The sequence below is a fragment of the Pseudomonas sp. LBUM1662 genome, assembly GCF_059695915.1.
Map to the genome: position 1 here is coordinate 6,127,955 of NZ_CP166793.1, position 13,111 is coordinate 6,141,065.

The 13,111-nt window shown below is 59.5% G+C and carries 11 protein-coding genes; 8 read left to right on the plus strand and 3 right to left on the minus strand.

The annotated features are described in order from the left end of the window. Positions 1 to 144: 144 nt before the first annotated feature. Entirely contained in the window at positions 145 to 690 is a 546-nt protein-coding gene (locus ACA049_RS27990; RefSeq protein WP_497331370.1) for a YjaZ family protein, read from the minus strand. Between the two features lie 567 nt (positions 691 to 1,257). On the opposite strand from ACA049_RS27990, the gene ACA049_RS27995 reads away from it, so the two are divergent. Further along, the gene (locus ACA049_RS27995; RefSeq protein WP_497331372.1) at positions 1,258 to 1,563 is read left to right on the plus strand and encodes a DUF3077 domain-containing protein; all 306 of its coding nucleotides are present in this window, start codon (positions 1,258 to 1,260) and stop codon (positions 1,561 to 1,563) included. A gap of 87 nt (positions 1,564 to 1,650) precedes the next feature. Here ACA049_RS27995 and ACA049_RS28000 read toward each other — a convergent pair whose 3' ends face one another. Further along, the gene (locus ACA049_RS28000; RefSeq protein WP_497331374.1) at positions 1,651 to 2,331 is read right to left on the minus strand and encodes a peptidase M41; all 681 of its coding nucleotides are present in this window, start codon (positions 2,329 to 2,331) and stop codon (positions 1,651 to 1,653) included. Between the two features lie 170 nt (positions 2,332 to 2,501). Here ACA049_RS28000 and ptaA point away from each other — a divergent pair, with 170 nt between their 5' ends. Beyond that, the gene (ptaA, locus tag ACA049_RS28005) at positions 2,502 to 3,599 is read left to right on the plus strand and encodes a pyoverdine biosynthesis transaminase PtaA (protein WP_497331376.1); all 1,098 of its coding nucleotides are present in this window, start codon (positions 2,502 to 2,504) and stop codon (positions 3,597 to 3,599) included. Between the two features lie 56 nt (positions 3,600 to 3,655). On the opposite strand, the gene ACA049_RS28010 is transcribed toward ptaA, so the two are convergent. Next, on the minus strand, positions 3,656 to 6,010 hold the full coding sequence (locus ACA049_RS28010) for a glucose/quinate/shikimate family membrane-bound PQQ-dependent dehydrogenase (RefSeq protein ID WP_497331378.1): 2,355 nt from the start codon (positions 6,008 to 6,010) through the stop codon (positions 3,656 to 3,658). A 174-nt stretch (positions 6,011 to 6,184) separates the two neighbouring features. Between ACA049_RS28010 and ACA049_RS28015 the strand changes: the two genes are divergently transcribed. The 6 genes from ACA049_RS28015 (at position 6,185) to pqqB (ending at position 13,082) form a co-directional block, all read left to right on the plus strand. Continuing rightward, positions 6,185 to 6,646: an Lrp/AsnC family transcriptional regulator gene (locus ACA049_RS28015; RefSeq protein WP_109635345.1), complete on the plus strand. Its 462-nt coding sequence runs from the start codon at positions 6,185 to 6,187 to the stop codon at positions 6,644 to 6,646. A gap of 260 nt (positions 6,647 to 6,906) precedes the next feature. Then, on the plus strand, positions 6,907 to 8,589 hold the full coding sequence (locus ACA049_RS28020) for a flavin monoamine oxidase family protein (protein ID WP_497331380.1): 1,683 nt from the start codon (positions 6,907 to 6,909) through the stop codon (positions 8,587 to 8,589). Between the two features lie 12 nt (positions 8,590 to 8,601). After that, positions 8,602 to 9,396: a carbon-nitrogen hydrolase family protein gene (locus tag ACA049_RS28025; protein WP_497331382.1), complete on the plus strand. Its 795-nt coding sequence runs from the start codon at positions 8,602 to 8,604 to the stop codon at positions 9,394 to 9,396. Between the two features lie 48 nt (positions 9,397 to 9,444). Then, positions 9,445 to 11,868: a pyrroloquinoline quinone biosynthesis protein PqqF gene (gene pqqF / locus ACA049_RS28030; RefSeq protein ID WP_497331384.1), complete on the plus strand. Its 2,424-nt coding sequence runs from the start codon at positions 9,445 to 9,447 to the stop codon at positions 11,866 to 11,868. Positions 11,869 to 12,023: 155 nt separating this feature from the next. Beyond that, a complete protein-coding gene (gene pqqA, locus ACA049_RS28035; protein WP_009045898.1) occupies positions 12,024 to 12,098 on the plus strand; it encodes a pyrroloquinoline quinone precursor peptide PqqA in 75 nt (24 codons plus the stop codon). A 72-nt stretch (positions 12,099 to 12,170) separates the two neighbouring features. Further along, positions 12,171 to 13,082 (plus strand): pyrroloquinoline quinone biosynthesis protein PqqB, encoded by a 912-nt coding sequence (pqqB, locus tag ACA049_RS28040; RefSeq protein ID WP_497331386.1) that lies wholly within the window; start codon positions 12,171 to 12,173, stop codon positions 13,080 to 13,082. Positions 13,083 to 13,111 lie beyond the last annotated feature (29 nt).

The window sequence follows — 13,111 nt, forward strand, 5'->3', positions numbered from 1 at the left end:
AGCTGTCGAAGCGACTGACCGGATGAGATTGAGCGCTTCCCAGCGGCGAAAGCCGTAACCGCGCAAGGCGGTTCGCAAGTGGTGTCCGGATCTGCTTTACCAAATCGAAGAAGACGCCTATGGCGTCTTTTTTCGTTTCTGCTCCTAGCGTTTGGTAGAGCTCGGTTGCCGCATGTAGACCTTACTGCACAGCAGCACAAAGCCCATCTTACCTAGCAACCTGGGCGGCTGCCCGGTTTGGTGGTAAGCACTCTCAACGACGAGATTAAGATCCTGCGGCTTTTCCTTAGCGGCTCGACGTATTTCAAAGAACACGTGGTAAGGCCCGGCCGGGTCCTGAACTGTCATCGAGTAGGCCCAATTGCGCCGCGCTGCAGTCTCACGGACCTTGGACTGGGGCTGGTTCAACCCCAGAATTACAGCTGGCAACCCCAATGACAGTCGATAACGGACTGCACAAAACGTGCGTGGGCGCCCAGCACCGTCGAGAATGATCGGTTCCCCGTCTGGGTGCGTCGCCGTGTCATAGCCCTGGCTAAAACAGTGGCTAGAAAAAGTGACATGCACGCGCAAATCACGATTGGCCAACTGACTCGTGATCGTGAAATTAAATGGTTCAAGGTGAGCAAAATGGTAGGTCTGACTGCTAATGGTCAAAGTTGGAAAATAGGCGGTCACTTCGGTCTCCATTCCGCCAACCTCGAACCAAGGCCCGACGCCACGAGAAAGTGTCAATGATCGACAAGAGACCGCTGGCGTGTATGTCAGACGCTTCCGAAAATGATGTTCAACACTCATCCTGAAATAGATCTACATCTGCTTCCAGGGTTAGGCAGGCCAAGTGGGATTGCCGCGCGAAGCACCGTTTTTTTGTACCTGGAGCTCCGGCTTTATTTGCTGAGATTGTCGCAATATGAGATGACGCCCGCGGACCTTGTAGGCAAACTCCGAGAATTGCGTAGTGGGTGCGTTTGGGCACTTTGCCGCCTTGTTGGCGTTCTCTTCGACGGGATACTCTCCGGACGTCGCTGCAAATGCAGTGATCGGGTGTGGTAACCCGGCGAGGCAAAGTGCAACAGTGCTCCCATCACGATTCCATGCGTTTTTTCGCCTGTAATCCCGAGTTATGGCGGCTGTGCGTGGGAGACCTTCGGGTCTGCCGGTTTCTTTGCTCTCCCGGTTTACCACCCTGCGTACAGCTGCCACCCATTCGTGTGGTAACGAATGCGGCAGCTCCTCGTTTTAAGGAGCGAAACAATGAGCAAAGCAAATCCGTCCGCACCATCAGACCTGAAAACCATCGGTTTCACCCCACTCATCTACTGCTCGGATCAGGCGTTGTTCAACGTCCGAGCCGGTGTCCCCATCGTTGATGCATTGTCACAAGCCTCCGATCTGCTGTTCCTCGCCAAATCATTTGCCGAGGACGCAGCCTACGCAAGAGACACCGACCGCCACGCCTGGGCCGCGCACTATCTGACGGCGATGGGTAAGGCGGTGATTGATGATGTGGTTAAAGTTCTGACACCAAGGCCTCCCCGGACAGCGACGGAGTCCGAGTAATAGCGCGGCTTTTCCCCTTGAAAGAAGCCCCGATTATTCGGGGCTTCCGAATCGTGATCGGGCGTGCAATGCGCGCCCGCAATGTCGTTACTTCCTGAATGGACCGGCATCACTACAGCTGCCTGCCCCGGCACTCAACATCGGAATCGCCTGCACCACCCCCATCCGTTCAAGCACCTCCCTCGTCAACACCCCTTCATACGTATCCGCTGCTCTGCCCCATTGCTCCACGATACCCATGCCATCTACCAACGCTTCACCCAATCCGGTAATCGTATCGGCCAAAGCCTCCACGATTGTTTGAGTCCGCAACCACAGGCGATCCGTAATCTCTTTCAGCTCGGCCGTTACGCGTTCAGACGAATCCGGATCCGTATCGGGGTAGGTGATGTTGCGCAGCAGGTGCCGTAATTCCCTTATTTTTGCGTAGTCCTGTTCCGCCCCGAGTTCGCCCCTCAGGATGGCGGTCGCTTTCGACTTATCGACGCGTTTCCCGGATGAATGTTTTGAGACCAATGACTGCGCCATCGCGCCAGCAAAGAGGACCATCATCCGGGCTTCCAGATGCTCCTTCATTGCCTCAATCGAGGAAGTTGAACGCGCCAAGGTAATGGAGGCGCCGGCGTGATGCCTCAAATCCATGGTGACGGTCAGGCTCACGCCGCCCGTTACAAATCCCAGGGCCCGGGCAACGACGTAGTGACCCATTTCGTGATTGGCAATTTGCACGGCGTGATCCCGGACAGCGGGAGGCATCTTCTTCGTCATTTTGATCACCTCGCATCCCTCGATTTCGCATTCGACTATGACTGACGGTCGCTGTCCATCCTGTGGACAGCTCTCCCCTCGCTTAAATCAGCCATTAACCGTTTCGTTACATCAGTGTCCAGGCCATCCAAAGCCGATGGCGCATCTGACGTTCTGAAAAGGGAATTTGTATGGTTGATGTCACGCGCCGTTCGATCATGGGTTTTGCTGCGGCCCTGCCGTTTCTGGCGCATGCGCCGTGGGGGCAGGCACAAACGACGACTGTCTCTGTGCCCGCACCGTCCGATGATGTGTTGATCAATTTCAATGAAAGTCCATGGGGGCCGGCGCCATCTGCGCGTCTGGCGATGCAGCAAGGGATCGCCCTGTGCGGGCGTTACCCCTACAAAATCCAGTACCAACTTGTTGAGCTATTCGCCCGGCAGCAAGGTGTGCCGGAGGAATACGTGCAGGCTTACTGCGGCTCCAAAGCGGTGTTGCAACACGCGGTGCACGCCTTCACACAAAATGGCAGCCTGGTGATGGCCACACCCTCTTATGAAGACCCAGCGGAGGCCGCGCGCGGTCGAAAAGTCCCGGTGCACGAAGTGCCGCTCAATGCTGACCACGCTCACGATATTCGCGGAATGCTCGCCGCCGACCCGCACGCCGGACTGATCTACGTATGCAATCCGAATAATCCGACAGGCACTGTCACCCCGCGCCGGGACATCGAACAGGCACTGGCCGATAAGCCCAAGGGTTCGATCCTGTTGGTGGACGAGGCCTACATCGATTTTTCGGATGCACCGACCTGCATTCCACTGGTCAAGGATCATCCGGACCTGTTGGTGCTGCGCACCTTCTCGAAAATCTACGGCATGGCCGGCGCCCGGCTGGGCATTGCGGTCGGTCACCCCGGCCTGCTTGAGCGAATGGAAGTCTTCGGCGGTTACAACGTGCCGGCGACCTCGTCATTGCTCGGCGGGATAGCCAGCCTTGAAGACAAAGATCTGCTGCCCCAGCGAAAGCAAAACAATGCCCGACTACGCGACAAAACCATCGCCTGGCTGAAAGCACGCGGCTTTCGCTGCACGCAGTCACAAGCCAACTGTTTCATGGTCGACGTCAAGCGCCCGGCCGAAGAGGTTGTGGATGCGCTCGCCAAGCGTGGCGTCATGGTGGGACGGGTGTGGAAAGACTGGCCAACCTGGATTCGGGTCAGCGTAGGAACAGCTGCAGACATGAAACGATTTCGGGAGACATTCGCCGAGATCGTGCAAAGCTAAACTCAATAGAAAAAGCCGCGCAATGGCGCGGCTTTTTCGTACCTGCGATTCAGACCTTACTTAGGCAACGCATACGCAATCACGTAGTCCCCACGATCCGGCGACTGACGTGCGCCACCCACCGTCAGCAGGATGTACTGCTTACCGGTTTTCGGCGAAACGTAAGTCATCGGGCCAGACTGACTACCGACCGGCAAACGTGCTTTCCAGATCTCATTACCGTTGCCGGTATCGAAAGCGCGCAGGTAAAAATCCTGAGTGCCCGCGAAGAACAACAGGCCCGACTGAGTGGCCAGCGACGCGCCGAGGGTCGGCATGCCGATTGGAATCGGCAGGTGCATGCGGATGCCCAGCGGGCCGGTGTCTTGCACAGTGCCAACCGGCACTTGCCACATCAGCTTGTGAGTCTTGAGGTCGATGGCCGACATGGTGCCAAACGGCGGTTTCTGGCACGGAATGCCGGCCGCCGAGAGGAAGCGTTCGCGCATCGCACCGAACGGTGTGCCTTCCTGCGGCACCACGCCCATTTCGATACCGCTGGCCCCGGCGGCGATCTTGTCGCGCGGGATCATGTAGTTGGCCAGGCCCAGGCGCATGTCGTTGACGAACATGTAGTTCGTGTTCGGGTCCACGGAGACGCTGCCCCAGTTCATGCCGCCCAGCGAGCCCGGAAATTGCAGCGCGCGGTCCATGCCCGGCGGGGTGTAGACGCCTTCGTGGCGCATGCCTTTGAACTGGATGCGGCACATCAACTGGTCGAACGGCGTGGCGCCCCACATGTCGGATTCGGTCAGGGTTTTATTGCCGATTGACGGCATGTCCACCGAGAACGGCTGGGTCGGCGAGTAGCGTTCGCCGGGCACATTGCCCTGCGGCACCGGACGCTCTTCGACGCGGGCGATCGGCACGCCGGTCTCGCGGTTGAGCAGGAAGATCTCGCCCTGTTTGGTGACTTGCGCCAGGGCTGGCTGCATTGCGCCCTTGTCGTCCGGCACGTCGTACAGCAGCGGTTGCGCCGGCAGGTCGAAGTCCCACAGGTCGTGGTGAGTGGTCTGGAAGTGCCAGCGCACCTGACCGGTTTTCACGTCGATGGCGACGATGGATGAGTTCCACTTGTCGTCGAACTCGGTGCGCTGACCGCCGAAGAAGTCCGGGGTGGCGTTGCCGGTGGGCAGGTACACCAGACCGAGTTTGGCGTCGTAGGACATGGCCGACCAGACGTTCGGCGTGCCACGGGTATACGTCTCGCCGGCGGGCGGGCGTTTGGTGGTGTTCGGGTTGCCCGGATCCCACGCCCACACCAGTTCGCCGCTGCGCACATCGTAGGCGCGGACCACACCTGGCGGTTCGCCGGTGGAATAGTTATCGGCCACGCGGCCACCGACGATCACCACATCACCCGCGACCAACGGGGTCGAGGTTTGCTGGTAGTAACCGGGTTTCACTTCGCCCATGTCGGTGGTCAGATCGACCGTGCCGTTGTTGCCAAACTCTTCACACGGCTTGCCGGTGTCGGCATTGATGGCGATCAGGCGTGCATCGCCTGTCGGCAGAAACAGACGTTTCGTACAGGCAGTCGGCTGATGGTCCGAGGACGCCGGGGTTTCGGAGTAGCCCAGGCCGCGGCAGCGCTGCCAGTTCGGCGCGGTGCCTTGCGGGTCGAACTTCCAGCGTTGGGCGCCAGTGTCAGCGTCCAGGGCGAAGACTTTGCCGTAGGCGGTGCAGGTGTAGACGGTGTCGCCGATTTGCAGCGGCGTGTTCTGGTCTTCGGCACCGGCGCCGGTGCTTTGCGGGATGTCGCCGGTGCGGAAAGTCCACGCCACCTGCAACTGGTCGATGTTGTCTTTGTTGATCTGATCCAGCGCGGCAAAGCGGTTGCCAGCGGTGGTGTTGCCCCAGTGAGCCCAGTCTTTTTGCTCGGAGCCCGGCGTGACGGGTGTTACGGCTGGCTCAGTCGTAGCTTTGACTACGTGGGTCGGCACGAACATATAGGCCATGGTTGCAACCACGCCGACGCCCAAAATGCCCGCGAGGCCATAAGCCCTACGGCCCGCCGTCGCTCCGGAAGCGCGCACCAACGTTGGATACATCAACGCGATGACCAAGCCGATCACGGTGAAGGTCAGCACTCGCGACACCAGCGGCCAGTATTCAAAACCGCTGTCCCACACCGCCCAGATCGCCGTCAGGACCAACGCCACGCCATACAGCCACGCGCCTTGCGGCTTGTGACGGGCAATCATCAGCCCGGACACCAGCATCGCCAGGCCCATCAGCAGGAAGTACCAGCTCCCGCCGAGCGCCACCAGATAACCACCGCCACCAGCCAGGCCGAGCCCGATCAACGCAATCAGGACACCCAGCCCCAACAGCAACCATTTGCCGCCGGTGGCAGCCCCAGAATTATTCATGTCGGAAATTTTCCCCATTTGTGACAAGCGCGGAATGATGTACTACCTAGTTACTTATGGCAATTTGTCGCCTGCAAAAATGTCCCGAACGGTACTGGCGCGAGATCAAACATCCGCTGTGCGAGCCGTGCTGTAACATGCCGACTCACTGATTTGTGTTGCCGGAGACGACCCTTGCCTGACACCCGCCCACCCGTTCTTGACGAAATCGACCGCCAATTGATCGCGGCCTTGCAGATCAATGCCCGCGAAAGCGTGGCCATGCTCGCTCGCCAATTGGGGATCGCACGGACCACGGTGACTTCACGCCTGGCGCGGCTGGAAAAGGCCAAAGTCATCACCGGTTACGGCGTGCGCTTGGGTCAACGGGTGGTGGACGGTGGATTGCAGGCGTACGTCGGGATCACGGTGCAACCGCGCTCGGGCAAGGAGGTGCTGCGTCGGCTCAGCGCCATGGCGCAGGTGCAGCAGTTGTGCGCGGTGAGTGGCGAATTTGATTATGTGGCGTGGTTGCGCACGGAATCGCCGGAGCAACTGGATCAGTTGCTGGATCAGATTGGCAGTGTGGATGGGGTGGAGAAGACGACGACTTCGATCATCTTGAGTAGCAAGATTGATCGGGGGCAGCCGGTTTAAACGCGGTCCAGGGTGGGAGCGGGCTTGCTCGCGAAGGGTGCGTGTCAGTAGACATCTCTGCTGTCTGGCCCACCGCATTCGCGAGCAAGCCCGCTCCCACACTGGTCAGTGTGTAGCGATAGTTCGTCATAATGATTAAGTAATTGGCAAAACGACGACACATTGCGTCTTATTAACGTGTTCTACGCTCTCTAGAATGGCTGCCATCTTTTCCTATACTCAGATGCGCATTCCGCGTCGGGTCGCCAGTAAGGTCAGTCATGAACAAGAACAATCGCCATCCTGCAGACGGTAAAAAACCAGTCACCATTTTCGGCCCGGACTTTCCTTTCGCCTTTGACGACTGGATCGAGCACCCGGCCGGCCTGGGCAGCATTCCGGCGCACAATCATGGCGCTGAAGTGGCGATTGTCGGTGCGGGTATCGCCGGTCTGGTGGCGGCTTACGAGCTGATGAAACTGGGCCTCAAACCCGTCGTCTATGAAGCCTCGAAGATGGGCGGTCGTCTGCGTTCCCAAGCGTTCAATGGGACCGATGGCATCGTCGCCGAACTGGGCGGCATGCGCTTCCCGGTGTCGTCCACGGCGTTTTACCACTATGTCGACAAGCTCGGTCTCGAGACCAAACCCTTTCCCAATCCGCTGACGCCAGCCTCTGGCAGCACCGTGATCGACCTGGAAGGCAAAACCCACTACGCACAGAAGCTGACGGATCTTCCTGCACTGTTCCAGGAAGTGGCTGACGCGTGGGCGGATGCACTGGAGGCTGGCTCGCAGTTCGCCGATATCCAGCAAGCGATTCGCGACCGCGATGTGCCGCGCCTTAAAGAGCTGTGGAACACCCTGGTTCCGCTGTGGGATGACAGAACCTTCTATGACTTCGTCGCCACCTCCGAAGCCTTCGCCAAGCTCTCGTTCCATCACCGCGAAGTCTTCGGCCAGGTCGGTTTCGGCACCGGCGGCTGGGACTCGGACTTCCCGAACTCGATGCTGGAAATCTTCCGCGTCGTGATGACCAACTGCGACGATCACCAACATCTGGTCGTCGGCGGCGTCGAACAAGTGCCACAAGGTATCTGGCGTCATGTGCCGGAACGTTGCGTGCACTGGCCCGAAGGCACCAGCCTCAAGTCGCTGCACAGAGGCGCGCCACGCTCCGGGGTTAAAAAAATCGCTCACGCCCCGGACGGCCGTTTTGCGGTCACCGATAACAACGGCGACACCCGTGAATACGCCGCGGTGCTGACCACCTGCCAGAGCTGGCTGCTGACCACCCAGATCGAATGCGACGAAACCCTGTTCTCGCAAAAGATGTGGATGGCGCTCGACCGCACGCGCTACATGCAGTCGTCGAAAACCTTCGTGATGGTCGACCGGCCGTTCTGGAAGGACAAGGATCCGGAAACCGGCCGCGACCTGATGAGCATGACGCTCACCGATCGCCTGACCCGCGGCACCTACCTCTTCGATAACGGCGACGACAAGCCGGGGGTGATTTGCCTGTCGTACTCGTGGATGAGCGACGCGCTGAAGATGCTCCCGCACCCGGTGGAGAAACGCGTGAAACTGGCGCTGGATTCGTTGAAAAAGATCTACCCGAAAGTCGACATCGCCGCGCGCATCATTGGCGATCCGATCACCGTGTCGTGGGAAGCCGACCCGCATTTCCTCGGTGCCTTCAAAGGCGCCCTGCCCGGCCACTACCGCTACAACCAGCGCATGTACGCGCACTTCATGCAGGACGACATGCCGGCCGAACAGCGCGGGATTTTCATCGCCGGCGACGACGTTTCGTGGACGCCGGCGTGGGTCGAAGGCGCGGTGCAGACCTCGCTTAACGCGGTGTGGGGCATCATGAAACACTTCGGCGGTGAAACTCACGCCGAGAATCCGGGTCCAGGGGATGTGTTCAACGAGATCGGTCCGATCGCCTTGCCCGAGTAAGAGGAATCCCGAATGCGCGTAGCCCTTTACCAATGTCCACCGCTGCCCCTGGATGTCGCAGGTAATCTGCAACGTCTGCATCAATTGGCGCTGGAGGCCAAGGGCGCGGATTTGCTGGTGCTGCCGGAGATGTTCCTGACCGGCTACAACATCGGCATCGATGCCGTCAGCGTACTGGCGGAGGTGCACAACGGTGAATCGGCGCAACAAATCGCGCGCATCGCCAAGACGGCCGGGATCGCCATTTTGTATGGCTATCCCGAGCGCACCGAGGACGGGCAGATCTACAACGCCGTGCAGTTGATCGACGCCAACGGTGAGCGCCTGTGCAACTACCGCAAGACTCACCTGTTCGGCGACCTCGATCACTCGATGTTCAGCGCCGGGCAGGATGAGTTTCCGCTGGTGGAACTCAATGGCTGGAAGCTCGGCTTTCTGATTTGCTACGACCTCGAGTTCCCGGAAAATGCCCGACGCTTGGCCTTGGCCGGTGCCGAGCTGATCCTGGTGCCGACGGCGAACATGATTCCCTTCGACTTCGTTGCCGATGTGACCGTTCGTTCCCGTGCCTTCGAAAACCAGTGTTATGTGGCCTACGCCAACTACTGCGGGCAGGAAGGCGAGATCAATTACTGCGGCCAGAGCAGCATCGCCGCGCCGGATGGCAGCCGCATCGCCCAGGCTGGCCTGGATGAAGCACTGATTGTCGGCGAGCTGGACCGTCAGTTGATGGTCGATTCCCGCGCTGCCAATCGTTACTTGATCGATCGCCGCCCCGAGCTTTACGGCGACCTTAACAAGCGCTGATCCATCGTTATCCGCTAGCATTAGCGCTTCTCTGTTCTGGAAGTGCTCATGCCTGCGCTGAATCACCCTCGCCCCCACACCGAAACCCTGGCCAACGGCCTGCGGGTGACGCTGCGTCATGCCCCGGATTTGAAGCGCTGTGCTGCCGCCCTGCGGGTCGCGGCGGGCAGTCATGATGTGCCGCTGGCGTGGCCCGGCCTCGCGCACTTTCTTGAGCACCTGTTGTTTCTCGGCACCGAGCGTTTTCCTGCGGATCAAGGGTTGATGGCGTATGTGCAAGGTCATGGAGGGCCGGTGAATGCGCGAACCAGCGAACGCACGACCGACTTCTTCTTCGAACTGCCGCCGCGGGCATTTGCCGGTGGGCTGGAGCGTCTGTCAGACATGCTCGCTCATCCGCGTATGAATCCGGACGATCAGCAGCGGGAACGGGAAGTGCTGCATGCAGAATTTGTCGCCTGGTCTCAGGATGAGGCGACGCAACAGCAGTTGGCGCTGTTCGATGGGCTTTCGCCGAGTCATCCGTTGCGCGGCTTTCATGCTGGCAATCGCGACAGCCTGCCGGTGCAGCAAGCGGATTTTCAGCAAGCGCTCAAGGACTTCCATCAGCAGTTTTATCAGACCGGGCAGATGACGCTGAGCCTGGTCGGGCCGCAAAGCATTGAAGAACTGAAAGACATGGCGCTGAGTTTCGGCGCGGTGATTCCTGCTGGAGAAAACGTCCCGCAAGCAGCCCCTGTGCCGCTGATGACATCTTCTGAGTCAAGTTATCAACAGGTGAATGAACGTAGGCTCGACCTGCTGTTTGCTTTCGAATCGTTACTCCCTTCGTCGGCCGAAGCGTTGGCGTTCCTGTGCCATGGGTTGAACGCCGCAAAACCCGGTGGTCTGTTGGCTCAATTACGCTCGAGCTGTCTGGCCGAGCATCTGATCGCCAAGCCGCTGTATCAGTTTGCGGGGCAAGCGGTGCTGCACATCCATTTCACCACGACTGCACCCGCGAACGTGATTCGCGAGAAGCTCCTGGATTGGCTGGGCTTTTTTGCCTCTCGGCAAGACTGGGTCCGTTTGCGCGAAGAGTACGCCGCCACGCTTGAGCGCCAGCAACAGGTCAGCCATGCGCTGCAACTGGCCCGACTCGACAGCGAACAGCTTGAAACCGGGCTATCCGAGCAAGGCGTTGTCGCACTCAAGGACATCCTGGAGAAAATCGGCGCTGTGGATAACTTCAGCGATGAATGGCACCTGCCGCCATCGAATCCGTTCTTGCGCGTCGAAGCGCCGCCTCAAAATGCCGGACTGATTCGCGGGCAAACCAGCAAGCACCGTGGCCTTCGAACATTCGCACAGGATCGTTCGCGCAGCCGTCGCGAAAACTCGCCAATGCAATTCAGCCAGGCCTTGCCGGATAACACAGCGCAAGGCGCGATTTATCTGCGCTGGCGGCTCGAGTTCAAACCTCATACCCGCCTCCAATACCACTTGGAAAACCGCCTGCAGTTGTTGCGCGAAGATGCACGGCAGGCCGGCGTTGACGTGTCTTTCAGCGCTTCAGGCAATGAATGGCTGCTGAGGATGACGGGGCTGCAGGAGCCGATGCCGACCGTTCTCGAACATGTGCTGAAAGAACTGACGACTGACGGTGGCTTCTCACAGGAAGAGCCGAACGGCCCTGCGCTGATACCGATCAAACAACTACTCAAGGCGCTGCCCGATCTTTGCCTTGAGCATGTGTCTGTCTGCGATGACTTGCAGCCGCTGTGGTCGAGTGCGCGCTGGGAAGGTTTGGCCATCGGCCTGTCGGCACAGACTCAAGCGGCGATGGGGCTGGCCCTGAGCCGAGTGCCCGGCGCAGCGGACAGCCAACCGTCCCCGCCGTCCTCGATCAACTCTCAGCGCCTGTGGACAACGCTCGACATAGAATCCAGCGAACACGCGCTGCTGTTGTTCTGTCCGACGGCTACCCAGGACATCTCCGACGAAGCCACCTGGCGCCTGTTGGCGCTTGTCTGTCAGACGCCGATCTATCAGCGCCTGCGCGTGGAGCTGCAGTTGGGTTACGCGGTGTTCAGCGCCCTGCGCCAGATCCATGGCCAGACCGGGATCCTGTTTGGTGTGCAGTCGCCGGGCTCCGCGCCTTTGCAGTTGCTGGAACACATGGAACGCTTCATGAGCGATCTGCCCGGTTTGATCGAGGGCATCGACGAAGCGGTGTTCATCGCTCAGCGCCGGGCATTGGCCGATCAATTCGAAATGGACGCGCTCCCCCTCTTTCAAGCAGCCGAGCTGCTTTGGCATGCCAAACAAGCTGGCCACTCGTCGGATTATCTGACGCAGCTGCCCTTGGCGATTCTGGCCATCGAGCCCCCCAACCTGCTCGCCGCCGCCCATCGGCTAAAGAACGCCGAAGGTGGCTGGCGGTGCCTGGCCAGCAGTTCGGAACCGAAGGAGCCTTGGCAAGTGACAAAATGATCATTACCGACGCTGCAATTAGCTTTCTCAAAGATTCGCGGCCAATCGCTCTGTAATTTTGAGTAACATAGCCACCTAACTATCTGAACATCTCCGGCTGGAGGTGGACTATATGTATAGGTCTCAACTGTCTTATCACCTGAAGGAGCGCTCCCATGTCCTGGTCCAAACCTGCTTACACCGACCTGCGTATCGGCTTTGAAGTCACCATGTACTTCGCAAGCCGCTAAGGTTGTATCGAAAGGCAACGCCTCGGTTTACCGGGGCGTTTTTATTTTCAGCGTTGAAATGATGGAGCGCCCATGTTTGTCCAGATCCTAGGTTCCGCCGCCGGCGGCGGTTTCCCCCAGTGGAACTGCAACTGCGTGAACTGCGCAGGTTTTCGCAACGGCAGCCTGAACGCCAAGGCGCGTACCCAGTCGTCCATCGCCATTTCCGATGACGGCGTGAACTGGATCCTGTGCAACGCCTCGCCGGACATTCGTGCCCAACTCCAGAGCTACACCCCGATGCAACCGGGCCGCGCCCTGCGCGATACCGGAATCAGCGCGATCATCCTGATGGACAGCCAGATCGACCACACCACCGGCCTGCTCAGCCTGCGCGAAGGTTGCCCGCACCAAGTCTGGTGCACCGACATGGTCCACGAAGACCTGAGCACCGGGTTCCCGCTGTTCAACATGCTCAAGCACTGGAATGGCGGGCTGAACTGGAACCGCATCGAGCTCGACCGCGGCTTCACCATCCCGGCCTGCCCGAGCCTGCGCTTCACCCCGCTGCCTCTGCGTAGCGCGGCGCCGCCCTACTCGCCGCACCGCTTCGACCCGCACCCGGGCGACAACATCGGCCTGATCGTCGAAGACCTGAAAACCGGCGGCAAGCTGTTCTATGCGCCAGGCCTGGGCAAAGTCGATGCGCCGCTGCTGGAAATCATGGCCGGTAGCGATTGCCTGCTGGTGGATGGCACGATGTGGGATGACGACGAAATGCAGCGCCGTGGCGTCGGCACGCGCACCGGACGGGAGATGGGCCATCTGGCGCAAAACGGCCCCGGCGGCATGCTCGAAGTGCTGGAACAGTTGCCCAAGCAGCGCAAGGTACTTATCCACATCAACAACACCAACCCGATTCTTGATGAGGATTCACCGGAGCGTGCAGAACTGGCTCGGCGCAATGTTGAAGTGGCGTATGACGGCATGAGTATTGTGTTGTAGCGGATGGCCTCTTCGCGGGCAAGCCTCGC

What these genes read in the sequence shown, in the direction of transcription:
- ACA049_RS27990 (WP_497331370.1), bottom strand. Translation starts at nt 690, where the DNA reads ATGGAGACCGAAGTGACCGCCTATTTTCCAACTTTGACCATTAGCAGT.
- ptaA (WP_497331376.1), top strand. Translation starts at nt 2,502, where the DNA reads ATGGTTGATGTCACGCGCCGTTCGATCATGGGTTTTGCTGCGGCCCTG.
- ACA049_RS28020 (WP_497331380.1), top strand. Translation starts at nt 6,907, where the DNA reads ATGAACAAGAACAATCGCCATCCTGCAGACGGTAAAAAACCAGTCACC.
- ACA049_RS28025 (WP_497331382.1), top strand. Translation starts at nt 8,602, where the DNA reads ATGCGCGTAGCCCTTTACCAATGTCCACCGCTGCCCCTGGATGTCGCA.
- ACA049_RS28000 (WP_497331374.1), bottom strand. Translation starts at nt 2,331, where the DNA reads ATGACGAAGAAGATGCCTCCCGCTGTCCGGGATCACGCCGTGCAAATT.
- ACA049_RS28010 (WP_497331378.1), bottom strand. Translation starts at nt 6,010, where the DNA reads ATGAATAATTCTGGGGCTGCCACCGGCGGCAAATGGTTGCTGTTGGGG.
- pqqB (WP_497331386.1), top strand. Translation starts at nt 12,171, where the DNA reads ATGTTTGTCCAGATCCTAGGTTCCGCCGCCGGCGGCGGTTTCCCCCAG.
- ACA049_RS27995 (WP_497331372.1), top strand. Translation starts at nt 1,258, where the DNA reads ATGAGCAAAGCAAATCCGTCCGCACCATCAGACCTGAAAACCATCGGT.
- pqqF (WP_497331384.1), top strand. Translation starts at nt 9,445, where the DNA reads ATGCCTGCGCTGAATCACCCTCGCCCCCACACCGAAACCCTGGCCAAC.